Here is an 18,873-nt window from a genome sequence, read left to right on the forward strand (position 1 = left end):
GTACCGTTAAGCCGGAAACAGCACGGGGCGGTGGCAATATCAATCGGCGGGGAGCCGCATGAAAAAGCTTCTCTGTTCATGAGACGGTGCTGCTGTTATCCTGAATTGATATCCTAATGTTTATGAGTAAGCTAATGAGAAAGAGGTGTTCATTCCATGCAATTGGCGGAATTTTTCTCTTCGCAGCCGAACCGGCTGTGGCATTTGGCGAAGCAGATGAACGTGAACTATGCGGTTGGCGGCCTGCCGTGGGAAGAGAAGTCGGAGAAGCCGTGGGATCTGATGCCGCTGATCCGGATGAAGCAGCGGTACGCCGACTTCGGACTGACGCTGTCCGTCATCGAATCGATGCCGCCGAGCAACAACATCAAGCTCGGGACGCCCGGCCGCGACGAGGAGATCGAGATTTTTCAGCAGTTCATCGTCAACATGGGCGCCGCCGGCATTCCTGTGCTCTGCTACAACTTCATGGCACAGTTTAACTGGTTCCGCACTTCGACGACAACCCGCACGCGCGGCGGGGCGCTCGTATCAAGCTACGATCACAGCCTGATGGCGGATGCCCCGCTGACGGAGGCCGGCATCGTCACTGAGGCGCAGCTGTGGGAGAACCTGCACTATTTCCTGGAAAAAATCGTGCCCGTCGCCGAATCCGCGCAGGTGAAGCTGGCGCTCCATCCGGACGATCCGCCGATCTCGCCGATCCGCGGCGTGTCGCGGATTCTGACGAGCGCGGCCGCGCTGCAGCGGGCGATCGATCTGGTGCCGAGCGCATACAGCGGCATGACGATGTGCCAAGGAACGCTGGCGACGGCGGGCGAGGACATTCCTGCGGTCATCCGCCAGTTCGCCGGCCAGAAGAAGCTGTTCTTCGTCCACTTCCGTGACGTGAAGGGCACGCCGGAGAAGTTCGAGGAGACCTTCCACGACGACGGCAAGACGGATATGCTCGAAGCGATGAAGACCTATTATGAGGTCGGCTTCGACGGGCCGGCGAGACCGGACCATGTCCCGACGATGGAAGGCGAGGACAATACGAACCCGGGATATGAGCTGCTCGGCCGCCTGTACGGCGTCGGCTATATCACCGGACTGATGGAAGCGGCGGCCAAGATGAGCCGGGCTTCGGTGACGTCTTAAGCTTCGTCCATTGCCAAACAGAAAGATCAATCATTATCAAGGTACGGATCCCTCCTATCCGTGCCTTTTCGTTTTGACGAGGCATCCTTTCGTCGACAAAGGGGGATCAAAAGAAAGGGAGGTCGGAGATCAGCGTCCTTTCACGCGTCTACCTGTCGTCATCCATACGAGAAAAAACCACCCGCACAGCGTTCCGCCGTGCGGGTGGTTCGTATTGCCGCCAGCCGTCAGCTCCACAGCCGGTCGTTGGAATAAAACTTGTTCCACTGGTCGGTCGACTCCCAGATTCCGCCGATCTCCGGGTGGACATGTTCGGCCAGAACCTCGTCGTTCAGATCGTCGATGCCGAGACCGGGCGCATCCGTCAGCGTGATGTACCCGTTCTGGACGAGTTTGTCCGGCAGCCTGCTGCCGATGACGATGTCATCCCACCAATCCACTTCGCAGGAATGGTATTCGAGCGCAAGGAAGTTTTCGGTCGCGGCGGCGACATGGGCGGCCGCAAGGCAGGCGATCGGACTCTCCGCCATATGGATCGCCATTGCGACGCCGTAGTCCTGGGCCATGTCGCCGATTTTCTTCGTCTCCAGAATGCCGCCGGTAGTCAGGACGTCGGGATGGATAACGGAGACGCCGCCCGCTTCGAGCAGCGGCTTGAAATTTTCCTTCAGATAGATGTCCTCGCCCGTGCAGATCGGAGTGGTGACGGACCGAGACAGCTGGGCGTACTGCTGTGTGTACTGCCAAGGAATCATGTCTTCCATCCAGGCCAGGTTGAACTTGTCGATGCGCCGGCCCAGCTTGATGCAGTCCTGAAGCCCGATATGGCCGAAATGGTCGATGGCGAGGGGCACCTGGTAGCCGATGACGGAGCGGACGTCCGCGACGTACTGCTCGAGCATGTCGAGTCCTTTTTCCGTGACATGAATGCCGGTCAAGGGATGGGGGATGTTGTAGATATCGTAGTGGCGGTTCGTAATTTCCCGCAGCTCGTCTTCCGACAATCCGTCGAAGTTCTGATTGTAGCGGCGCTTCGATTTTTCCCTCATCTCCTCCAGGAAACCGAGCGGGGCGCTCAGCGTACCAGGCTCATTGATGATCTGTCCGATGCCGAGGTCCATCTTCAGGAAGGTGAAGCCGGCGTCCATCCGTTTCTTCAGCGCTTCGCCCATCGCCTTGCCGGTATCCTTGCCGACGACCTCCGTATCGCAGTACATGCGGATTTTATCGCGGAATTTGCCGCCAAGCATTTGATAGACCGGCACCCCGTAGGCTTTGCCGGCCAGGTCCCACAGCGCGAGTTCGATTCCGCTGACGCCGCCGCCCTGGCGGGCATGGCCGCCGAACTGCTTGATCCGCCGGAACAGCTTGTCGATGTTGCAGGGATTTTCGCCGAGCAGACGGCTCTTCAGCATGAGGGCGTATACTTTGTCCGCGCCGTCGCGGACCTCCCCGAAGCCGACGAGCCCCTGGTTGGTATACACCTTGATCAGGCTGCTGTGAAAAGGCCCCCCGACGATATCGGTGAAGCGGATGTCCGTAATCTTCAGCTCCGAGGGTCTCGAAGCGGTGCTTACATGGCCCAAAGTTTGCTCGTATGACTCTTTGTTAATCATGAAATCACTCCCCCTATTGGATGGTTCGTTACAGCAGCATGCTCCCGCCGTCCAGACGGATGGCGGAGCCCGTCAAATATTCGCTTTCGTCCGAGGCGATGAAGGCGGCGAGCCTGGCGACATCGAGCGGGACGCCAACGCGTCCCATCGGGAATTTGGCCAGCTGGCGCTTGCGCCGCTCCTCCAGCTTCTTCTGCGCATCGGGATCGTCCGCTAATATGCGCTCATATTTGCCGACGTCGACGGCTCCCGGCTCGATCATGTTCACCGTGATGCCGTACGGGGCCAGCTCGATAGCGCTTTCCCTTCCCAGCATCCGGATCGCACCTTTCGTCATCGCGTAGACGGGATCGAAATCGGTCGGCCGCTTCGCATGCACCGAAGAGATGAGAATGATGCGGCCTGCGCCTTTCTGCTTCATGGCCGGAACGACGGCCTGAATGCACTGCCAGTAGCCCTTCACGTTCGTATTCATCATGCGGCTGAACGTCTCCTCATCATGCTTGAACAGGTCGTAGTTCAGCTGCACGGCGGCATTGTTGACCAGAATGTCGATGCCCCCGCCGCGCTGCTTGACCTCCCTTACCATCGTAATAATCTCGTCCTGCCTGGCGACGTCCGCCTGAACGATGAAGCAGTCACCGCCGGCCTCGTCGATCCGCCGCTTCGTTTCAAGGGCGCCTGCCTCGCTGCGGTTATAGTGGACCGCTACGCTTGCACCTCTGCGTGCAAACTCCAGCGCAATCCCCTGGCCGATGCCGGTTCCCGCTCCCGTCACCAGGGCGACTTTGCCTGCCATGCTCATGGCGAATCGCCTCCCTTTGGCCGTTTCATTTTATGGTCCATGTAGTGCAGCAGGAAACCGCCGTCCAGCCGGAGATCTGCGCCGTTCAAGTAGCGGGCTTCCGCGGAGGCGAGAAAGCCTGCGGCATGGGCGATATCCTCAGCGCTTCCCAGCTGCCCGCTCGGCACCTTGGTTTCGTAGCTGTGATAGAGCGTCGTAAGCCTGCTGTGGAAGCGTTCATCATCGCCTTCTACCGGCCCCGCCTCAATCGTATTGACGCGGATGCCGTGCCGGCCGAGCTCCAGTGCCGCTTCCTTCGCCAGCATTTTGACGGCTCCCTTGGACGCGCTGTAGACAAAGGAAGATCCGGTCGGCTTCTCGGCATGGATCGACGAAACAAAGACGATGCAGCCCGACTGCCGGGATGCCATCGCCTTTCCTGCGGCCTGTGCGCACAGAAAGGCGGACTTCGCATTCGCATGCATCACTTCTTGAAACAGCGCCTCCGAACAGGTCTCGACGGAAGCGGGGGCGAGCAGATCGTTATTGTGGACCAGGACGTCCAGTCCGCCGAGCTCCCGCTCCGCGGTCTCGACCAGCTGGTTCGCGTTGGCTCCGACGCTCAGGTCGAGGCTCGCCACGATGACGTTCGAGCCTGCGGCCCGGGCTGCAGCGATATCAGCCGCCGCCTCGGCGCCGCCGGATGCGCTGTTCAGCACGAGATGGGCGCCGCCGGCCGAAAAACGCCGGATCATGGCTCTGCCAACAGGAGTGTCTGCGTCCGTGATCAGGACAACTTGTGCAGAATGATTCATAAATCACCTCCGGATAGAGCGGTACTTATGGCTGTCGGTACGTTCAACTTCATCATAAAAGGTTGGCGCTGCCAGCTTCGAGATGTGAATCTTACGATTTTGTTTGATTTTTTTCAAAAGGGGAGGGAAGAGGGGATTGCGAAGCAGCCTGAGCGGCGGTTCTAAACCGGAAGCATGAAAAAAGCGGCTCCCGGAGCGAATGCTGCCCTGTACGGGAAGCCTACGCAAGCCGGTTGCCGCTTGTTCGGACCATGCTTTTAGCCTAGTCTAATGCCTAATTTGGGGAAGCATGACGCTTCTATTACACCGGTTGCTTATACCGGCTGCTGCTGTTGCTGCTGCTGCTCCTTGCGCCATTCCTGGACCGCCTGGTCAAGACGCTTCATCGCTTCCTCGACCAGGGAGCGGGAGCAGGCAATGTTCAGGCGCATGAAGCCTTCGCCTTCCTTGCCAAAAGCAGAACCCTTGTTCAGGGCAAGCTTGGCTTTGTTCAGCAGAAATTGTTCCAGGTCGTCGGGTGACATCTGCAGTGCGCGGAAATCAAGCCACATCAAGTACGTCGCTTCAGGCACCCGGGTTTTGATTTCCGGAATATGTTCGCCCAAATATTCACTCACATACTCCATGTTCGCTTTCATGTACACCAGCGCTTCGTCCAGCCAAGCCTTGCCGTCATTGTAGGCGGCTTGGGTAGCTGCGCTGCCGAGCGTGCTGATCGAATTGACATGATAGAGCTCAAGCGTCTTTTTGAACCGGCGCCGGATGGAATCGTTCGGAATGATGATATTCGAAGTATTCAGCCCGGCAATATTAAACGTTTTGCTCGGCGCAGTACAAATGATGCAGTTCTCCTGAATCTCCTTGGACAAGCTGGCGAACGGAATATGGGTCCCTTCTTCATAAACCAGGTCCGCATGGATTTCGTCGGACACCATCAGAATGCCGCGCTCCATGCAGAGCTTCGCAACCGCCTCCAGCTCTTCGCGCCGCCATACTCTGCCGACCGGATTGTGCGGGCTGCACAGGATGAACAGCTTGACCTGATCGTCAAGGCTCTGCTCGAGCGCTTCAAGGTCCATCGTGTAATACCCATCCTGCTCCTTCAGCGGGTTCTGCACCAGCTCCCGGCCGTGATCGGTGACGACGCTGTAAAAAGGAGGGTACACCGGCGTCTGGATGGCAACCTTGTCTCCCGGCTCGGTAAAAGCCTGCACGATGAAGCTGAGGGCGGGCACGACGCCTGGGCAGAAGACGATCCATTCCTTGTCGATGGACCACCGATGGCGGCTCTTCATCCAGTCCGCGACGGCCTGATTATACGCATCAGACTGCATTGTATAGCCGAATACCCCGTGTTCTACGCGGCTGTTCAGCGCGGAAATGACCGAGTCGGGTGCGGCAAAATCCATGTCAGCTACCCACATCGGAAGGACGTCGGACACGCCGAAGATCCGTTTCAGGTCGTCCCATTTAAAACTATCTGTATTTATACGTTCGATTGGTTGATGAAAGTTCAAGCTGTTCTCCTCCTTGGAAGGTCATTCAAAAGTTCGTCTATCCCCGAATATAATCATAACAGATACAGGCAAGTTTTTGGGTACACATCAGCTTTGAAAACCATCCTGCATCTCAAGTACAATTAACGCATGAGGAATGACGCCCACGGGTTATCCGAAAGGAGGAAGGACATGCAGCTGATCGCCATGCTGACCATGCTGATCGATCATGCAGGGATCGTGTTTTTTCCGGATCAAATTTGGCTGAGGGTGATCGGAAGGATCGCATTTCCGATTTACGCCTATGCACTCGTACAGGGACATTATTTTACCCGAAGCCGGACCAAATATTTATTCAGGCTGTTTATACTGGCTCTGCTCTCCCAAATTCCATACCAGCTGGCTCTGGACCCGGACGGGCTGAATGTGGTCGTCACGCTGTTTGTGGCAGCCGCCGTCCTGCAAATTCTGGAGCGCAATCTGTCCTTGGCAGCCAAAGTCGGGATCATTCTGGCCTTTTGCGTTCTGATGGAAGGGTTCCCGTTTGATTACGGAGCATACGGCCTGCTGCTGGTGCTTGCCTTCCGATATGCTTCCTCCGAGAAGCTGCTGGGTGCCCATCTGCTGCTGAACATACTGTATTTGATAGCATTCGGAGCAGGGGCTGTTCTGCAGATGCTGAGCATCGTACCGACCCTGGTGATTGTATACGGGCCTTATTTATGGAAAAAGATCGAGCAGGCCAGAGTTAGGGCGTGGGTGTGGCGGTCGTTTTATCCGCTGCATCTGACCGTGCTGGCTGTGCTGCAGCGGCTGGATGCTTAATGCACCAGCCTTTTTTCGTTGAAAATATTTACAGTAACCCTATTTACAAACCGATGGTCGGTATTTATAATGGAGCTAACAAAACAAGAGAAAAGGTGAGGAAAATGGCTCCTCTGATTGGATTAATCGTTTCGCTGTTAGGGTTTCGCTTGATGGGATGGCTGGGCTGGGAGTATATGAATGACTGGATCATCAGTCTGCGGTTTGCGGTAGCCGTCATGTTTTTGCTGACCGCGTCGGCCCATTGGGGCAAACGCCGCGCGGAGCTGGTCGCCATGGTACCGCCGCGGTTTGCGCAGCCGGGCGCGTTGGTTACGCTGACGGGTTGGCTGGAAATCGCCGGCGCCGTCGGCATGATGATTCCGATCATGGCCGGGGCGGCATCCACCGGGCTCGCACTGATGCTGCTGGCCATGTTTCCGGCCAACGTGTACGCGGCGAATAACCGTCTGACTCTGGACGGCAGAACGGTGATGCCGCTTGTCCCGCGAACCGTGCTTCAGGTCGTTTTTTTGGCTGCCGTACTCGCTGCGGGCTGGCTCCCTCCGGGAGCATGGGCATGACGGATTGGAACTAAATCAGGAGGAGGATGGAGATGAAACAGGAAGAAAGACGCGAGCAGACGATGAAACTGCTGCTGGATACAACCGAGGAGCTCATTTTGGAGAAGGGCTGCAACAAGACAACGCTCAACGATATTATGGCAAGATCCGGCTTGTCCAAAGGTGCCATTTTCCATTATGTATCCGGCAAGGATGAACTGTTCGTGAAGGTGCTCGAGGCTAAGCTGGAGGAGACGAATACGAGCTTCATGGACGCGGTGGATGCCCCTGCCGTAAAGGAATTTGACGGGCCGATGAATGCGATCGCGCAGAGTCTGCCCAAGCTGGAGAGCCGGGAAGATGTGAGCAACCTCATCATGATGTATTTGATCGGGAAAAGCGATCAGCCGGAAGCGGCCGGCATCGTCGCGGACTTTTACCGTCAGGCGGTCGCCACGTCCAAGAGGTGGATCGTCACAGGCCAGGAGTCCGGAGTCATCCCTTCATCGGTCAATGCCGACCAGGCGGCGGAGCTGTTTGAGCTGCTCTCCTTCGGGCTGCGGATGCGCAGCCTGATCGGAGTTCGCAGCACAGGGTTCGGCATTCAGGAGTTTTCGGAGCTGATTATGCGGACGCTGCGGCCGGACCGTCAAGGAGGTGCTCCGACGTCATGACGCTGCTCCTGTTTCTGCATATTGCCGGAAGCGTGCTTTTCTTGGGTAACATCATTACGGCTGCTTTTTGGAAAGTCCGCGCCGACGTCCGGGGCGATGCCGCGGAGATTCACCGCACCGCGAACAACGTGATGCTCGCCGATTATGCGTTTACGCTGCCCGGGCTGCTGCTCTTGATCGTCACCGGGAGCCTGATGGCCGCCAAAGGCGGCTATTCGCTGGCAGGTCTGAACTGGCTTACGGCTTCGCTAATCCTGTTCGGGATCACCGGCGTGCTGTGGCTGGCCGTACTGATCCCGCTGCAGCGGGGAATGATCCGGCTCAGCCGGCAGGCGCTCGAAAACGGGACGATCTCCGCAGCTTACAAGAAGTTGTCGGCGTATTGGGCGGTTTTCGGCATCCTTGCCACCTTGCTGCCGCTTTTCATATTGTACTTCATGGTCAGCAAGCCTTTTTAAAATGAGGCGAAAACGACCGGCCGTTATGTATAACGGCCGGTTTTTGGTTTGCTGATAAGGGGAGTCAAGAGGCCGTCGTCTGCAGCTGCAGGGTCTGTAAAAATGAGGGTATAGGTGCGGTTTTTATGGAAAGAAATAGAGCATACCTTAAATAAAACGCCAAAATGGCTGGGCAGAACCCAAAGCGCAGTGTCTGGGCATTTTCCGGTTCAAAGATGTACAATAAGGTAAGCGCAGATCAGACCGGAAAGATTCCTTCGACTTGATTCAGGGGAAATAAAATTCGGGATGGCGATTTCCCTTTGGCCTGCACCTCGATGAAGTCGGAACCGATGAGCACCAGCTTCATGTTGGAAAAGGCTTTGCCGGACTGGAATACCGTCCGGATTCCGACGCGGCGGAATACCGCCGGCGGCTTGACGTCAAAGACGCGGATGGTCTGCAGGCTGAGCGGAACGAACAGCTCCCCCTGAACGCGGATAAAGCTGCTTTTATACACATGCTGCAGCCGCCCCGGCTCCAGACCCAGGCCAGCGCCGTTGATTTCCACCAGATGCCCGGTGAATTTGGCGAGACGCTCCTGCAGGGTTATATTTCTTTTAAACTTCATGAGCAGCACTTGGATCCCTCCGATGAACGTTTACTGCATTGTATGCCCTGAACTGGGCGGGTGCTTCGATTTTTTGAAGAGAATCACAGGCCGTTTTACGCAGGTACAGCAAAGACGGCTTTAGATTTGCGAAAGGAGGAACCATGAACGAGAGCAGGGTGATATCAAGACCATGGGCGCTGGAAGGGCCCAGCATTCAAATCGACCCGCTGTTTCCTTATTATGCGGACCGCTCTGCCGAGAGCATCGCCGAAGAGATCGAGCTGTCCGGCTACCGGACGGTGCATTATTTTGTCGTGAACGAGAGCAGGGTCCGAACGGACATCATTGAGGCCTTTCACGCCCGGGATATTGCCGTATGGGCGCTTGTAATCGGGAACGGAACGTTCGCCACTGAACATCTCCCACGGGAATGGCGTTCCTGGCGGATGGGGCTGCTGAAGGAGCTCAATGACGGCTTTGAACGGTTTTCGCCGTTCTCGGCATCTTACGTGGAATGGAAAAAGGAAGCGGTCGCCCGGGTCCTACTGGACCATCCGTTTGACGGCATTGAGATCGCCGAGCCCTATTTTCCGGAATGGGACGGCATCCGCAGAGGGGTATACGGCGACGTCGGCCCCCACGCGAAGCAAGCGTTCCGGGATAAGTACGGCCATGATATTCCCGAATTTCTGAACAAGCGGGCGGCTAACTATTATAAAAAGATACCTGACATCTACGGCAAATGGATTACTTTCCGCGTGGACGCCGTGAACGGACTCATCGATGAAATTATAAACGGCAGCGGAGGCGCAAGAAGTGTCCGCCCGGATATTGCCGTGGCGACCTGGTCGCTGGCGGTTGACGGCGGAGCGGTATCCACCCTCCGGCTGAAGGAATGGCAGGGGCTGGATGCGATTTCGATGATCGGGAAGGTCCGGCCGGATATGCACGTGCTTCAAACCCACTGGCCGGACTGGATGAAGCGCCATTTGCCGCCGCAGTACGCGGGCGGATACGAAAGCTTCGCCGCACCGATCCGGGCCGCCTATCCTGGGCTTCCCCTTGGCATTCAGGCTGACATCGGCTCCCGGAGCAGCATGGTGAAGAATCGGCGCTGGCTCAATGACTTCCAGAACACGGTTTACGAGCTCGGCTACGATACGTGGACGGCGTACGAATACCATCTCGGCGGGTATATGTATGACGAACCGCCTGTCCCTGTGAAAGCCGTCATGCGCGGAGAACAGGAGCTGACGGTTTCGTTCAACAAACGGATTGATCCAGATACGCTGGGAACGGTGCTGTTCTTTGCGGAGGAGAACCCGGAGGCTGGACCACTGGCCGGCATCACCATCGAGCAGAGGGCCGTCGACGGCAACCGTTTATTGCTGCGGGTGAACGGGCTTCCCCGGCGGCCTGTACTGGTCGAAGTCAGCGGGATGCGGGATACGCCGGGACTATGGCATGTGAAAGGCAAAAAGTCGGGCGAAACCCCGATCGGCCACAGGCTGAAAGTAGAGCAGGATCGTGGGTAATAGAGGAAGCTGAGCATGAAAAAAAGCGTCCCGGCGGCAGCGATGCCGCCAGGACGCTTCTTTTATACTTGCCGTGGGCATTATTGGGCGGTGTATCCGCCGTCTACCATCAGGCTCGTTCCGATCACGAACGAGGAGTCGTCGCTGGCCAGGAACAGGACGGATTTGGCCACCTCTTCCGCGGTGCCGAGCCGGCCGATCGGGTGCAGCTCCACGAGCTGCTGCTTGGCTTCCGGCGGAAGCGCCTTTAGCAGCGGCGTATCGATATAACCCGGGCAGACGGCATTCACCCGGATGCCGTGCTTGGCGTATTCAATGCCGAGCGTCTGGGTGAGCAGCACGACGCCGCCTTTGGCCGAGCCGTAAGCGGTAACTCCCGCCTTGGCCGCATGGCCGTGGATCGAAGCGGAGTTGATGATCGCACCCCCGGTACCCTGTCTCAGCATTTGGACTACGGCGTGTTTATCCGACAGGAAGACGCCTGTCAGATTGACGTCGATCGTACGCTGCCATTTGTCCAGCGACAGCTGATCGGCCGGCTCATCGTTGGCCACGCCCGCATTGGCAAACATAATGTCCAGTTTTCCGTATTCCTGCACGGTCCGTTCCACCAGCGCCTGGACTTCCTCCTCTTTGGTCACATCCACCCGGACGTAAATCGAGTCGTACCCTTTTTCTTTCAAATGGTCGGACACTTCCTGGCCCGCTTCCGAGCGGTCGGCCACGACGACCTTGGCGCCTTCCTGGGCAAACAGACGTGCGGTGGCTTGTCCGATCCCGCTGGCACCGCCCGTAATGATCGCTACTTTACCGGAAAGTTTCATACCTCGCGTCACTCCTTCTCACAGCAATTGTCCGTATCCGTCACCGGAATCGGGTTCATCTTTGTTAATTTACCCATTTTTCTGAAAATATTAGCCGACGCTTTGGAGATACCCTGAGAATAAAATGCCGCGGACGGAGCAAAAAGAGCTTGCTTTCCGGAAAAGATGGTGGTACATTCGATATATAAATTGTGTACAATTTAATTTTATAAAATATAATTAAGGTGGAGGATGAGACCATGAGTATTTATAATTTTACAGCAAACAGCATTCGCGGCGCGGAAAAGGAACTTTCGGAATATAAGGGGGACGTGCTTCTCATTGTGAACACGGCGAGCAAATGCGGGTTCACCCCGCAGTATGCCGACCTGCAGAAGCTGTACGAGAAATACGGTGACAAGGGATTCAAGGTGCTCGGATTTCCAAGCAACCAGTTCGCCGAGCAGGAGCCTGGAAGTAATGAGGAAGTCGATACGTTCTGCCAAATTAACTATGGCGTGAGCTTTCCGATGTTTGAGAAGGTGGATGTGCGCGGAGAAGACAAGCATCCGCTGTTTGCTTACTTGACGGAGAAGGCTCCGTTTAAGGGGATCAGTACGGACAATTCCGAAGGGAAAATGCTGCAATCGTTCCTTGAGAAGGAACAGCCTGAGCTGCTGGAAGGGGACGATATCAAGTGGAACTTCACCAAGTTCCTGATTGACCGGGAAGGACGGGTGGTGGAGCGGTTTGAGACACCGGTCGGTCCGCTGGAGCTGGAATCGGCCATTGATGCGCTGATCTAAAACACTAAGGATTGTTAGCCGCTATCCATTCCAGTGGTGGCGCCAAACGGCCATTTGGATAGAATTGCCTTGAATTTTAATGTATTCTGAAGGTAATTTTCAGGTGTTTTTAAGAAAACTCTCATATAATGCACTCATACCCCTTTTATATATGAATTGACCCTAGGCACGGGACTAGGGTCTATTTTTTTGTCCATTTTTCGTAAAAGGCTTCGTCCGGGGCCGATGAACGCCGTTTGTACGCCCCGTCCCCGCACACCCGGCAGGCCGGGACTTACGGATTCTGGCGCCGTCTGCGCAGCTGAAGCTGCTGCAGATTGCGCCAGGAGATCTGCCGGATGCGCTGGCTCCGCATCACTTCGCGGATCCAGGGATCGCGGAAAACCTGCAGCTCCATGCCGCGCTTCAGCCACTCATGATGGATGGCCATCAGCTCATCCGTAATGACGGCCGGATGGATATACAGCTCGCTGACTCCGGCCTGGAGCGAGCACAGCGCATCCGCCACGCTTTCCCTGAAGGCTTCGTAGGTTTCTCCCGGGCGCAGAGAAAAGGGCAGCTGGATTAAGTGATCCGGAATGACGACCCTGAGGGAGTCCGCTACACGGACCCGTGCCTTATGGATGCGCCGGGCGGCGGAAGGCAGCTGAAGCGAAGCGGGAATATGCCTTGGCAGCCGAAACGGAAGGCCGTTCTCCGCGCAGACGCCAAGGACGAGGGAGAGGAAATCCCGCCCCGTTTCCAGCCCGTACAGGCTCCCCATATGATTATCGAGATGGGTCGGGTTCAGCCCCATGCGCCGGGCGAGCCGGATTTGGCCGATGATTTCGGCGTGAACCTCAGCCGCCTGGGCCCTGGTCTCCACCGTGCGGCAGTCGCGGGGAAAGTATCCCTCATCCGTAATGAGGGAGGGCACCGTCTGCTTGCGGGTGACCGGCCCCCAGCGGTAGGTGTTCCACTCGCTGGTAAAGGTCAAATGGACGCCGACGTCCACGTCCGGTCGCGCGGCCGCCCACTGGGCAGCCTCCTTGGCCCACGGGCACGGCATCATGATCGTTGCTGAGGAAATGGCCCCTTCGGCAAGCAGCAGCTGGATGCCCGCATTGGCCGAGTGGCACATGCCGTAGTCATCCGCATTGATGATCAGCAGCCGCTCATCCGGCGGGAAGCCCAAAGCTTGAGCGAGGTTCAAGGGACGTCACCTCCTAATTGAATACGTATTTCCATGCAGGGAGAGGATCATTATCGAACGAAGAGGGAACCAGCGGTTCAAGTTTAGGAGAATCAAGGTCGAGGGATTCGAATCACAATAAATAACAACGAAGAAAAGAATAGAAACTGTGATATTTTAACCGCCAACTTCATTTCTTCACCTAAGTCTGCTAATCCAAATAAAATATGCACTACGGACACTAAACCGGTAATGATTAATATAATCCATGCGAGTAAATACACAATTTCCCCTCTTTTTATATGATGTGAACAATGGCTCTGGGTTGACGATCCTGTAGATCACGCACGCCATCAAGCATTTTTGGCAAAGGCGTTAAAACACTTATATTATCAATGATGTATTTATATTTGTAAATATATGTAATATTATACGAATGGCAAGATTAAGCTCGGCAACGAAAGAATTATCCTTTAAATTATTGAAACTTCAGAAACGAAAAGGACCCTTTGCGATACTCCCGCAAAGGGTCTATTTCGTCTTGTTATTTCTATCCGTTTGTTTTTATCGGCTTACGATCATCGATTGTTCTCACTTGACTCATTCCCCCAGGCCTTTGCCCATGCCTTTCAGAAACCGCAGCCCGAAGCCGATCGCCCGGTTCACGTCAGGATCCTTCAGCGCATTCATGAGGGAGAAGACCGTCACCTTTTTGTCCTGCGGCTGATTGGCTTCCTCCAGGCCCTTGGCCACGCTGCCGAGCACCTTCGCCGTATGCTCCGGATCGATAGCGGCGAGGGCGCCGGCGGCGGCCATGCCGTTGTTGATCATGTTCGTCACTTCCGGCCGCGTGGCCTGGCCCAGGACGATTTCGGCCACTTTGGCTTTGGCCTTCAGCAGCGACTCAGCCGCTTCCAGAATGCCGCTGCCGTGCAGCTCGCTGAGCACCCCGATGGCTTTTTCCAACGCCTGTTCATGCTCGGCGATCGAATCCGTCAGCTGGTCCAGGGACTGCTGCTTCAGCTCTTCTTCCGTCAGCTCGCGTTTTTTGATGTATGAAATCGGTTGTGCCATATAGATTCCACCTTTCCTTTAATCGACGAGCGATACATAATCCGGCCGGCTCCATTTCCGGTGCACTTCGACGCCATCCTGCGGGTAGCGCTTCTTGTTGCGCGGATTGGTTAGCGGCAGCGGATTGGTACCCTTCACGTTCAGAATCTGCATCCGCACGCGCGTCTGCTTATAGGCCGGCGTGTGCGTGCGCACATCGACCGCATTGCCGGTGAGCAGGTTGACCGCGTTTTCGTGGCTGACCGAGTGCATCGGCACGTACAGCTCGTTGCGGTGGACGCGGTCGGTAATGACTGCTTTCAGCTTGATCGCGCCGTAAGGCGATTCGAGCCGCACCAGGGATCCGTTCTCGACGCCCCGTTCGGCGGCCAGCTCAGGCGATACTTCCACGAACACTTCCGGCAGCTTCAGATTGATCCCGTGCGATTTGTTGGTCAGGTTGCCTTCATGGAACTGCTCCAGCAGGCGTCCGTTGTTCAGAACGAGATCGAATTCGGCCGGGTATTCCACCGGCGGCACGTAGCCGACCAGCGAGAAGCGCGCCTTTTTGTCGGGGAAGAAGAAGCCGTCCGTATAGAGCAGCGGCGTGTGTTCCCCGCTCGCCGAGCCCCAGATGAAGCTGCCCCAGCCTTCCAGCACCTCATAGCTGCATTGGGAGAAGAACGGGGTCAGGCTGGCCATTTCGGCGAAAATTTCGCTCGGATGGGTATAACCCCAGTCATACCCGAGACGCTTGGCGATCTGGGTCGTGATCCACCAGTCCGGCTTAGAGTCGCCGAGCGGCTCCAGCACCTGATACAGGCGCTGAACGCGCCGCTCCGTATTGGTAAAGGTGCCTTCTTTCTCCAGCGACGGCGCAGCAGGCAGAATGACGTCGGCGAACTGGGCCGTCTGCGACAGAAATACGTCCTGCACGACGAAGAAGTCGAGCTTCGCCAGCACCTCGTGCACGTGGTTGGCGTTGGAGTCGACCCAGGCCATATCCTCGCCGACGAGGTACATCGCCTTCATGTCGCCGCGGTCGATCGCATCGATCATCTGGATGTTGTCCATACCCGGCTGCGGCGAAATCGCCACGCCGTAAGCTTTTTCGAACCGCGTCCGCGCCTCGTCGTTCGAGACGTGCTGGTATCCCGGCAGCCAAGGCGGCAGCGTGCCCATGTCGCAAGCTCCTTGCACGTTGTTATGTCCGCGCAGCGGGTAAGCTCCGGCGCCGGGACGCATGTAGTTGCCCGTAGCGAGCAGCAGGTTGGAGATGGCCGCCGACGTGTGCGATCCGGCGATGTTTTGGGTGACGCCCATGCCCCAGCAGATGACAGTGCCGTCGGCGTCGCGGATCATCTCGGCGATCGAGATGAGCGTCTCCTTGGCAATGCCGGTTTCCTGCTCGGCGTACTCGAGCGTGAAGGTGTCCAGCAACTGCTGGTATTCGGCAAATTGATTGACATACTGGTCGATAAACGCCTGCTTGTGCCACCCTTGGTCAATCATGTATTTCGTGACCGCCGTCAGCCATACGAAGTCCGTACCCTGCTTCGGACGGATGAACAGGTCCGAGCGCTCGGCCATCTCATGCTTGCGCAGGTCGGCGACGATCAGCTTCTGGCCGTGCAGCTTGTGGGCCCGCTTGATCCGGGTCGCCAGGACCGGATGGCCCTCGGCCGGCGCGCAGCCGATCAAGATGACGAGGCCGGCTGCCGCGATGTCCTGGATCGTGCCGGCGTCGCCGCCGATGCCGACCGTCGACATCAGTCCGTCCGATGCCGGAGACTGGCAGTAGCGGGAGCAGTTGTCCACGTCATTGGTTTCAAACACCTGGCGGGCCAGCTTTTGGATCACATAGTTTTCTTCGTTCGTAATTTTCGAGGAAGAAATAAAGCCGACCGAATGGTTGCCGTACTCCTTACGGATGCCTCCGAGGCGTTCGGCAACCAGGTTCAGCGCCTCATCCCAGGTAGCTTCGACGAAGGCGTCTCCCTGCCGGATCAGCGGGGTCGTAATCCGCTCTTCGCTGTTGACGAAATCCCAGCCGAATTTGCCTTTGACGCAGGTGGAAATCGCGTTAACCGGCGCGTCGTGGGATGGCTGTACCTTCAAAATTTTCCGGCCTTTGGTCCACACCTCGAAGGAGCAGCCGACGCCGCAGAACGTGCATACCGTTTTGGTCTTGCGCGTGCGTGTGTCCCGCATCGCCGCTTCGATTTCCGAAACGGCGAAGATGCCGCTGTATCCCGGCTCCACTTCCTTGACGAGGTCGATCATCGGATTCAGCACTTCCTCGTTGATGCCTGTCATGAAGCCGGCCTCGCCCAGCATTGATTTTTCCATGAGGGCGTTGCACGGGCAGATGGTGACGCATTGGCCGCAGCTGACGCAGGACGAGTCGTTGATATCGACCCCGTTGTCCCACTTGACCCGCGGGATGTCCGCTTCCCAATCGATGGAAAGGGTTTCATTCACCTGCAGATTTTGGCAGACCTCGACGCACTGTCCGCAGGCAATGCATTGATTCGGGTCATAACGGTAGAACGGATGGGACATATCGACTTCCGAAGGTTCGACCTTCGGCCGGTACGGGTACTTCTGGTGCTCGATTTCCATCATTTCAGCGGTATTGTGCAGCTTGCAGTTACCGTTGTTGTTGTCGCATACGGTGCAGTAGAGCAGATGGTTTTCGAGGATCCGGTCCATCGCTTCCGTCTGGGCAGCCTTGGCGGATGCGGAAGACAGCTTGACGTTCATTCCCGAAACGGCAATGGTCGAGCAGGCGCGCGCAAGCTTCCCGTCGATTTCCACAATACATGTGTCGCACGTCTGGATCGGGTCTACCTCAGGGACATAACAAATTTGCGGATGCGACAGGCCGGCAAGATTGATCGCCTCGAGCACGGTCATGCCCGATGTGACTTCCACCGCCTGTCCGTCGAGCGTAATGTTAACAAGATTTTGGTTCACGAACATAAAACCCCTTTTCACCCCAATGTTAAATGGAGCCGCGAAGCGTCCCGGTGATTGCAGCGCTTCGGCGGGTGTCCATAAGCTAAAGAGCAGGCCATAAAAACAAAAAAACTCCACTAAACCCGTCTCCGCTAATCATTGTGCGCGGCAGGTTGTAGTGGAGTAACCGATTAGCATTGGCCTACTAATGGATCATTCCGGCGCCTGTATGGCATAAATGTATTCTCGTCATGATTATACTACGCCCGGACAGAAAAACAAGGTTGAATTATTCTGTACAATCCTACTAAGATTTAGTATAGTGTTAAACTTGTGATGAGGTGAGAATGGGATGAAGAAGGAAGTTGCGTTTAACGATATCATTCGCAAAGTGAGGAAAGATACGTTCGGAAAAGGTCCGGAACGCATTCATACCACGTTTGTCGAGAACATGGCGATCACCCGGATGCACGGCAATTTCACACCTACTGAAAAGTTTATCGCACAGTCCGAAGACGGCAAGAAGATGGTGCACAGCGCGAGAACGCACATGATCAAGGAGCTGTACAAATCCCAGGTCCCGGAAGGGCTGGAGGAGCTGTGCGGATCGAAGCTGATCCATCTGTTTACGGATATCAAGGTGGAAGAAGACATGGCCGTTTCGGTCTTTATGTTCGAGAAAAATATAGAGCAGGGATGAAGCGATGATGGAGGCTGTGACGAGCAGGCCGGGCATGATCCGGTACGAGCAGGGAAAGATGGAGGAAAAGACCGACTTGGTCGTGAACGAGCATCCGGTAACGATCAAAATCAACGGCGAGGAATTTGCGACCCTCGTCTGTACGCCCGAATACATTGAAGATATGGCTGTCGGTTATCTCGCATCGGAAGGCGTCATTTCAAGCATTGAGGAAATCAAGGACTTATGGGTTCAGGAAGAGGAGGGGTTCGTTCACGCGTCTGTGAGCAAGTGGAGTCCTCTCCATCGCCAGCTATACAGCAAAAGGTACGTCACGTCCTGCTGCGGCGCCAGCCGGCAGGGCTTTGTGTTTTTCAATGACGCGAAAACGGCCAAGGTGCTGGATCAGGCTCCGGTGGAGTTGTCCTTTGACGATTGCTTCCGGCTCGTGCGGGAGATGCAGGAGGGAGCCGAGACGTTTAACCGTACAGGCGGTGTGCATAACGCCGCTTTGTGTGACCGAAACGGGATTCTTCTGTCGAGAATGGATATCGGGCGGCATAACGCGCTGGATAAAATTTACGGTTACTGCCTGAAAAACGACATCGCGGTGGATGATAAAATTATCGTGTTCAGCGGCAGAATTTCCTCGGAAATATTGCTGAAGGTGGCGAAAATCGGCTGTGCCGTCATCCTGTCCAAATCGGCGCCAACTGAGCTTGCGCTTGAGCTGGCGGACAATTTGGGCATTACGGCCGTCGGCTTTATCCGCGGCCAATCCTGCAACGTGTATACCCACCCGCACCGCATTGTGGAGTGCAGGCCGCAATCCTGAGCGGCCCCAGGCGCACCTGCTGCAGCAGCACGAATTGTTTTGGGCACCAGCCCACATCAAGGGAATTTGCAGCTTCAAATGAAGGAGGGAT

General features: G+C 56.2%; 19 protein-coding genes. 9 read left to right on the forward strand and 10 right to left on the reverse strand.

What is annotated here, in order from left to right; all coding sequences use genetic code 11:
- Window positions 1-156 precede the first annotated feature (156 nt).
- The gene (locus KI379_RS30205) at window positions 157-1,140 is read left to right on the forward strand and encodes a mannonate dehydratase (RefSeq protein ID WP_089548502.1); all 984 of its coding nucleotides are present in this window, start codon (window positions 157-159) and stop codon (window positions 1,138-1,140) included.
- A gap of 129 nt (window positions 1,141-1,269) precedes the next feature.
- On the opposite strand, the gene KI379_RS30210 is transcribed toward KI379_RS30205, so the two are convergent.
- The 5 genes from KI379_RS30210 to KI379_RS30230 form a co-directional block, all read right to left on the reverse strand.
- Window positions 1,270-1,407 (reverse strand): hypothetical protein, encoded by a 138-nt coding sequence (locus KI379_RS30210; protein WP_212985875.1) that lies wholly within the window; start codon window positions 1,405-1,407, stop codon window positions 1,270-1,272.
- Window positions 1,368-2,756: a mandelate racemase/muconate lactonizing enzyme family protein gene (locus KI379_RS30215; RefSeq protein ID WP_212985876.1), complete on the reverse strand. Its 1,389-nt coding sequence runs from the start codon at window positions 2,754-2,756 to the stop codon at window positions 1,368-1,370. Before KI379_RS30215 ends, KI379_RS30210 begins: the two co-directional genes overlap by 40 nt.
- A gap of 28 nt (window positions 2,757-2,784) precedes the next feature.
- Entirely contained in the window at window positions 2,785-3,561 is a 777-nt protein-coding gene (locus tag KI379_RS30220; protein ID WP_212985877.1) for an SDR family NAD(P)-dependent oxidoreductase, read from the reverse strand.
- Entirely contained in the window at window positions 3,558-4,355 is a 798-nt protein-coding gene (locus KI379_RS30225) for an SDR family NAD(P)-dependent oxidoreductase (RefSeq protein WP_089548500.1), read from the reverse strand. The genes KI379_RS30220 and KI379_RS30225 overlap by 4 nt, the downstream gene beginning before the upstream one ends.
- A gap of 314 nt (window positions 4,356-4,669) precedes the next feature.
- A complete protein-coding gene (locus tag KI379_RS30230) occupies window positions 4,670-5,872 on the reverse strand; it encodes a MalY/PatB family protein (protein ID WP_212985878.1) in 1,203 nt (400 codons plus the stop codon).
- A 171-nt stretch (window positions 5,873-6,043) separates the two neighbouring features.
- Here KI379_RS30230 and KI379_RS30235 point away from each other — a divergent pair, with 171 nt between their 5' ends.
- The 4 genes from KI379_RS30235 (at window position 6,044) to KI379_RS30250 (ending at window position 8,350) form a co-directional block, all read left to right on the forward strand.
- Window positions 6,044-6,676: a TraX family protein gene (locus KI379_RS30235; protein ID WP_212985879.1), complete on the forward strand. Its 633-nt coding sequence runs from the start codon at window positions 6,044-6,046 to the stop codon at window positions 6,674-6,676.
- Between the two features lie 104 nt (window positions 6,677-6,780).
- Window positions 6,781-7,239, forward strand: a complete 459-nt coding sequence (locus tag KI379_RS30240; RefSeq protein ID WP_212985880.1) for a DoxX family protein — start codon at window positions 6,781-6,783, stop codon at window positions 7,237-7,239.
- Between the two features lie 32 nt (window positions 7,240-7,271).
- A complete protein-coding gene (locus KI379_RS30245; protein WP_212985881.1) occupies window positions 7,272-7,892 on the forward strand; it encodes a TetR/AcrR family transcriptional regulator in 621 nt (206 codons plus the stop codon).
- Window positions 7,889-8,350, forward strand: coding sequence for a DUF2269 family protein (locus KI379_RS30250; RefSeq protein WP_212985882.1), 462 nt, complete (start codon window positions 7,889-7,891; stop codon window positions 8,348-8,350). Before KI379_RS30245 ends, KI379_RS30250 begins: the two co-directional genes overlap by 4 nt.
- Window positions 8,351-8,588: 238 nt before the next feature.
- Here the strand turns inward: KI379_RS30250 and KI379_RS30255 are convergent, their stop codons facing one another.
- Window positions 8,589-8,960 (reverse strand): hypothetical protein, encoded by a 372-nt coding sequence (locus KI379_RS30255; RefSeq protein WP_076173757.1) that lies wholly within the window; start codon window positions 8,958-8,960, stop codon window positions 8,589-8,591.
- 143 nt (window positions 8,961-9,103) lie between these two features.
- Between KI379_RS30255 and KI379_RS30260 the strand changes: the two genes are divergently transcribed.
- Window positions 9,104-10,477, forward strand: coding sequence for an N-acyl-D-glucosamine 2-epimerase (locus tag KI379_RS30260; RefSeq protein ID WP_212985883.1), 1,374 nt, complete (start codon window positions 9,104-9,106; stop codon window positions 10,475-10,477).
- An 80-nt stretch (window positions 10,478-10,557) separates the two neighbouring features.
- Here KI379_RS30260 and KI379_RS30265 read toward each other — a convergent pair whose 3' ends face one another.
- Window positions 10,558-11,301, reverse strand: a complete 744-nt coding sequence (locus KI379_RS30265) for an SDR family NAD(P)-dependent oxidoreductase (protein WP_076173655.1) — start codon at window positions 11,299-11,301, stop codon at window positions 10,558-10,560.
- A 239-nt stretch (window positions 11,302-11,540) separates the two neighbouring features.
- Between KI379_RS30265 and KI379_RS30270 the strand changes: the two genes are divergently transcribed.
- Complete coding sequence (locus tag KI379_RS30270; RefSeq protein ID WP_076173656.1) at window positions 11,541-12,086, forward strand: glutathione peroxidase; 546 nt, start codon at window positions 11,541-11,543, stop codon at window positions 12,084-12,086.
- 274 nt (window positions 12,087-12,360) lie between these two features.
- Here the strand turns inward: KI379_RS30270 and KI379_RS30275 are convergent, their stop codons facing one another.
- From KI379_RS30275 to fdhF, 3 genes are all read right to left on the reverse strand, one after another.
- Window positions 12,361-13,278, reverse strand: a complete 918-nt coding sequence (locus KI379_RS30275; RefSeq protein WP_212985884.1) for a polysaccharide deacetylase family protein — start codon at window positions 13,276-13,278, stop codon at window positions 12,361-12,363.
- 579 nt (window positions 13,279-13,857) lie between these two features.
- Entirely contained in the window at window positions 13,858-14,331 is a 474-nt protein-coding gene (locus KI379_RS30280; RefSeq protein WP_212985885.1) for a DUF1641 domain-containing protein, read from the reverse strand.
- Window positions 14,332-14,349: 18 nt separating this feature from the next.
- Window positions 14,350-17,292, reverse strand: a complete 2,943-nt coding sequence (gene fdhF / locus KI379_RS30285; RefSeq protein WP_076173659.1) for a formate dehydrogenase subunit alpha — start codon at window positions 17,290-17,292, stop codon at window positions 14,350-14,352.
- A 328-nt stretch (window positions 17,293-17,620) separates the two neighbouring features.
- Here fdhF and KI379_RS30290 point away from each other — a divergent pair, with 328 nt between their 5' ends.
- The gene (locus KI379_RS30290; protein WP_076173660.1) at window positions 17,621-17,968 is read left to right on the forward strand and encodes a DUF2294 domain-containing protein; all 348 of its coding nucleotides are present in this window, start codon (window positions 17,621-17,623) and stop codon (window positions 17,966-17,968) included.
- 7 nt (window positions 17,969-17,975) lie between these two features.
- The gene (gene fdhD / locus KI379_RS30295; RefSeq protein ID WP_076173758.1) at window positions 17,976-18,782 is read left to right on the forward strand and encodes a formate dehydrogenase accessory sulfurtransferase FdhD; all 807 of its coding nucleotides are present in this window, start codon (window positions 17,976-17,978) and stop codon (window positions 18,780-18,782) included.
- Window positions 18,783-18,873: the final 91 nt, after the last annotated feature.

It is taken from the genome of Paenibacillus cineris (assembly GCF_018333335.1).
Lineage (GTDB): Bacteria > Bacillota > Bacilli > Paenibacillales > Paenibacillaceae > Paenibacillus_AQ > Paenibacillus_AQ favisporus.

Excerpts from the sequence above, each read along its gene's own strand:
- KI379_RS30205 (WP_089548502.1), top strand. The coding sequence starts at position 157 with ATGCAATTGGCGGAATTTTTCTCTTCGCAGCCGAACCGGCTGTGGCAT.
- KI379_RS30215 (WP_212985876.1), bottom strand. The coding sequence starts at position 2,756 with ATGATTAACAAAGAGTCATACGAGCAAACTTTGGGCCATGTAAGCACC.
- KI379_RS30220 (WP_212985877.1), bottom strand. The coding sequence starts at position 3,561 with ATGAGCATGGCAGGCAAAGTCGCCCTGGTGACGGGAGCGGGAACCGGC.
- KI379_RS30225 (WP_089548500.1), bottom strand. The coding sequence starts at position 4,355 with ATGAATCATTCTGCACAAGTTGTCCTGATCACGGACGCAGACACTCCT.
- KI379_RS30235 (WP_212985879.1), top strand. The coding sequence starts at position 6,044 with ATGCAGCTGATCGCCATGCTGACCATGCTGATCGATCATGCAGGGATC.
- KI379_RS30240 (WP_212985880.1), top strand. The coding sequence starts at position 6,781 with ATGGCTCCTCTGATTGGATTAATCGTTTCGCTGTTAGGGTTTCGCTTG.
- KI379_RS30245 (WP_212985881.1), top strand. The coding sequence starts at position 7,272 with ATGAAACAGGAAGAAAGACGCGAGCAGACGATGAAACTGCTGCTGGAT.
- KI379_RS30250 (WP_212985882.1), top strand. The coding sequence starts at position 7,889 with ATGACGCTGCTCCTGTTTCTGCATATTGCCGGAAGCGTGCTTTTCTTG.
- KI379_RS30255 (WP_076173757.1), bottom strand. The coding sequence starts at position 8,960 with ATGAAGTTTAAAAGAAATATAACCCTGCAGGAGCGTCTCGCCAAATTC.
- KI379_RS30260 (WP_212985883.1), top strand. The coding sequence starts at position 9,104 with ATGAACGAGAGCAGGGTGATATCAAGACCATGGGCGCTGGAAGGGCCC.
- KI379_RS30265 (WP_076173655.1), bottom strand. The coding sequence starts at position 11,301 with ATGAAACTTTCCGGTAAAGTAGCGATCATTACGGGCGGTGCCAGCGGG.
- KI379_RS30270 (WP_076173656.1), top strand. The coding sequence starts at position 11,541 with ATGAGTATTTATAATTTTACAGCAAACAGCATTCGCGGCGCGGAAAAG.
- KI379_RS30280 (WP_212985885.1), bottom strand. The coding sequence starts at position 14,331 with ATGGCACAACCGATTTCATACATCAAAAAACGCGAGCTGACGGAAGAA.
- fdhF (WP_076173659.1), bottom strand. The coding sequence starts at position 17,292 with ATGTTCGTGAACCAAAATCTTGTTAACATTACGCTCGACGGACAGGCG.
- KI379_RS30290 (WP_076173660.1), top strand. The coding sequence starts at position 17,621 with ATGAAGAAGGAAGTTGCGTTTAACGATATCATTCGCAAAGTGAGGAAA.
- fdhD (WP_076173758.1), top strand. The coding sequence starts at position 17,976 with ATGGAGGCTGTGACGAGCAGGCCGGGCATGATCCGGTACGAGCAGGGA.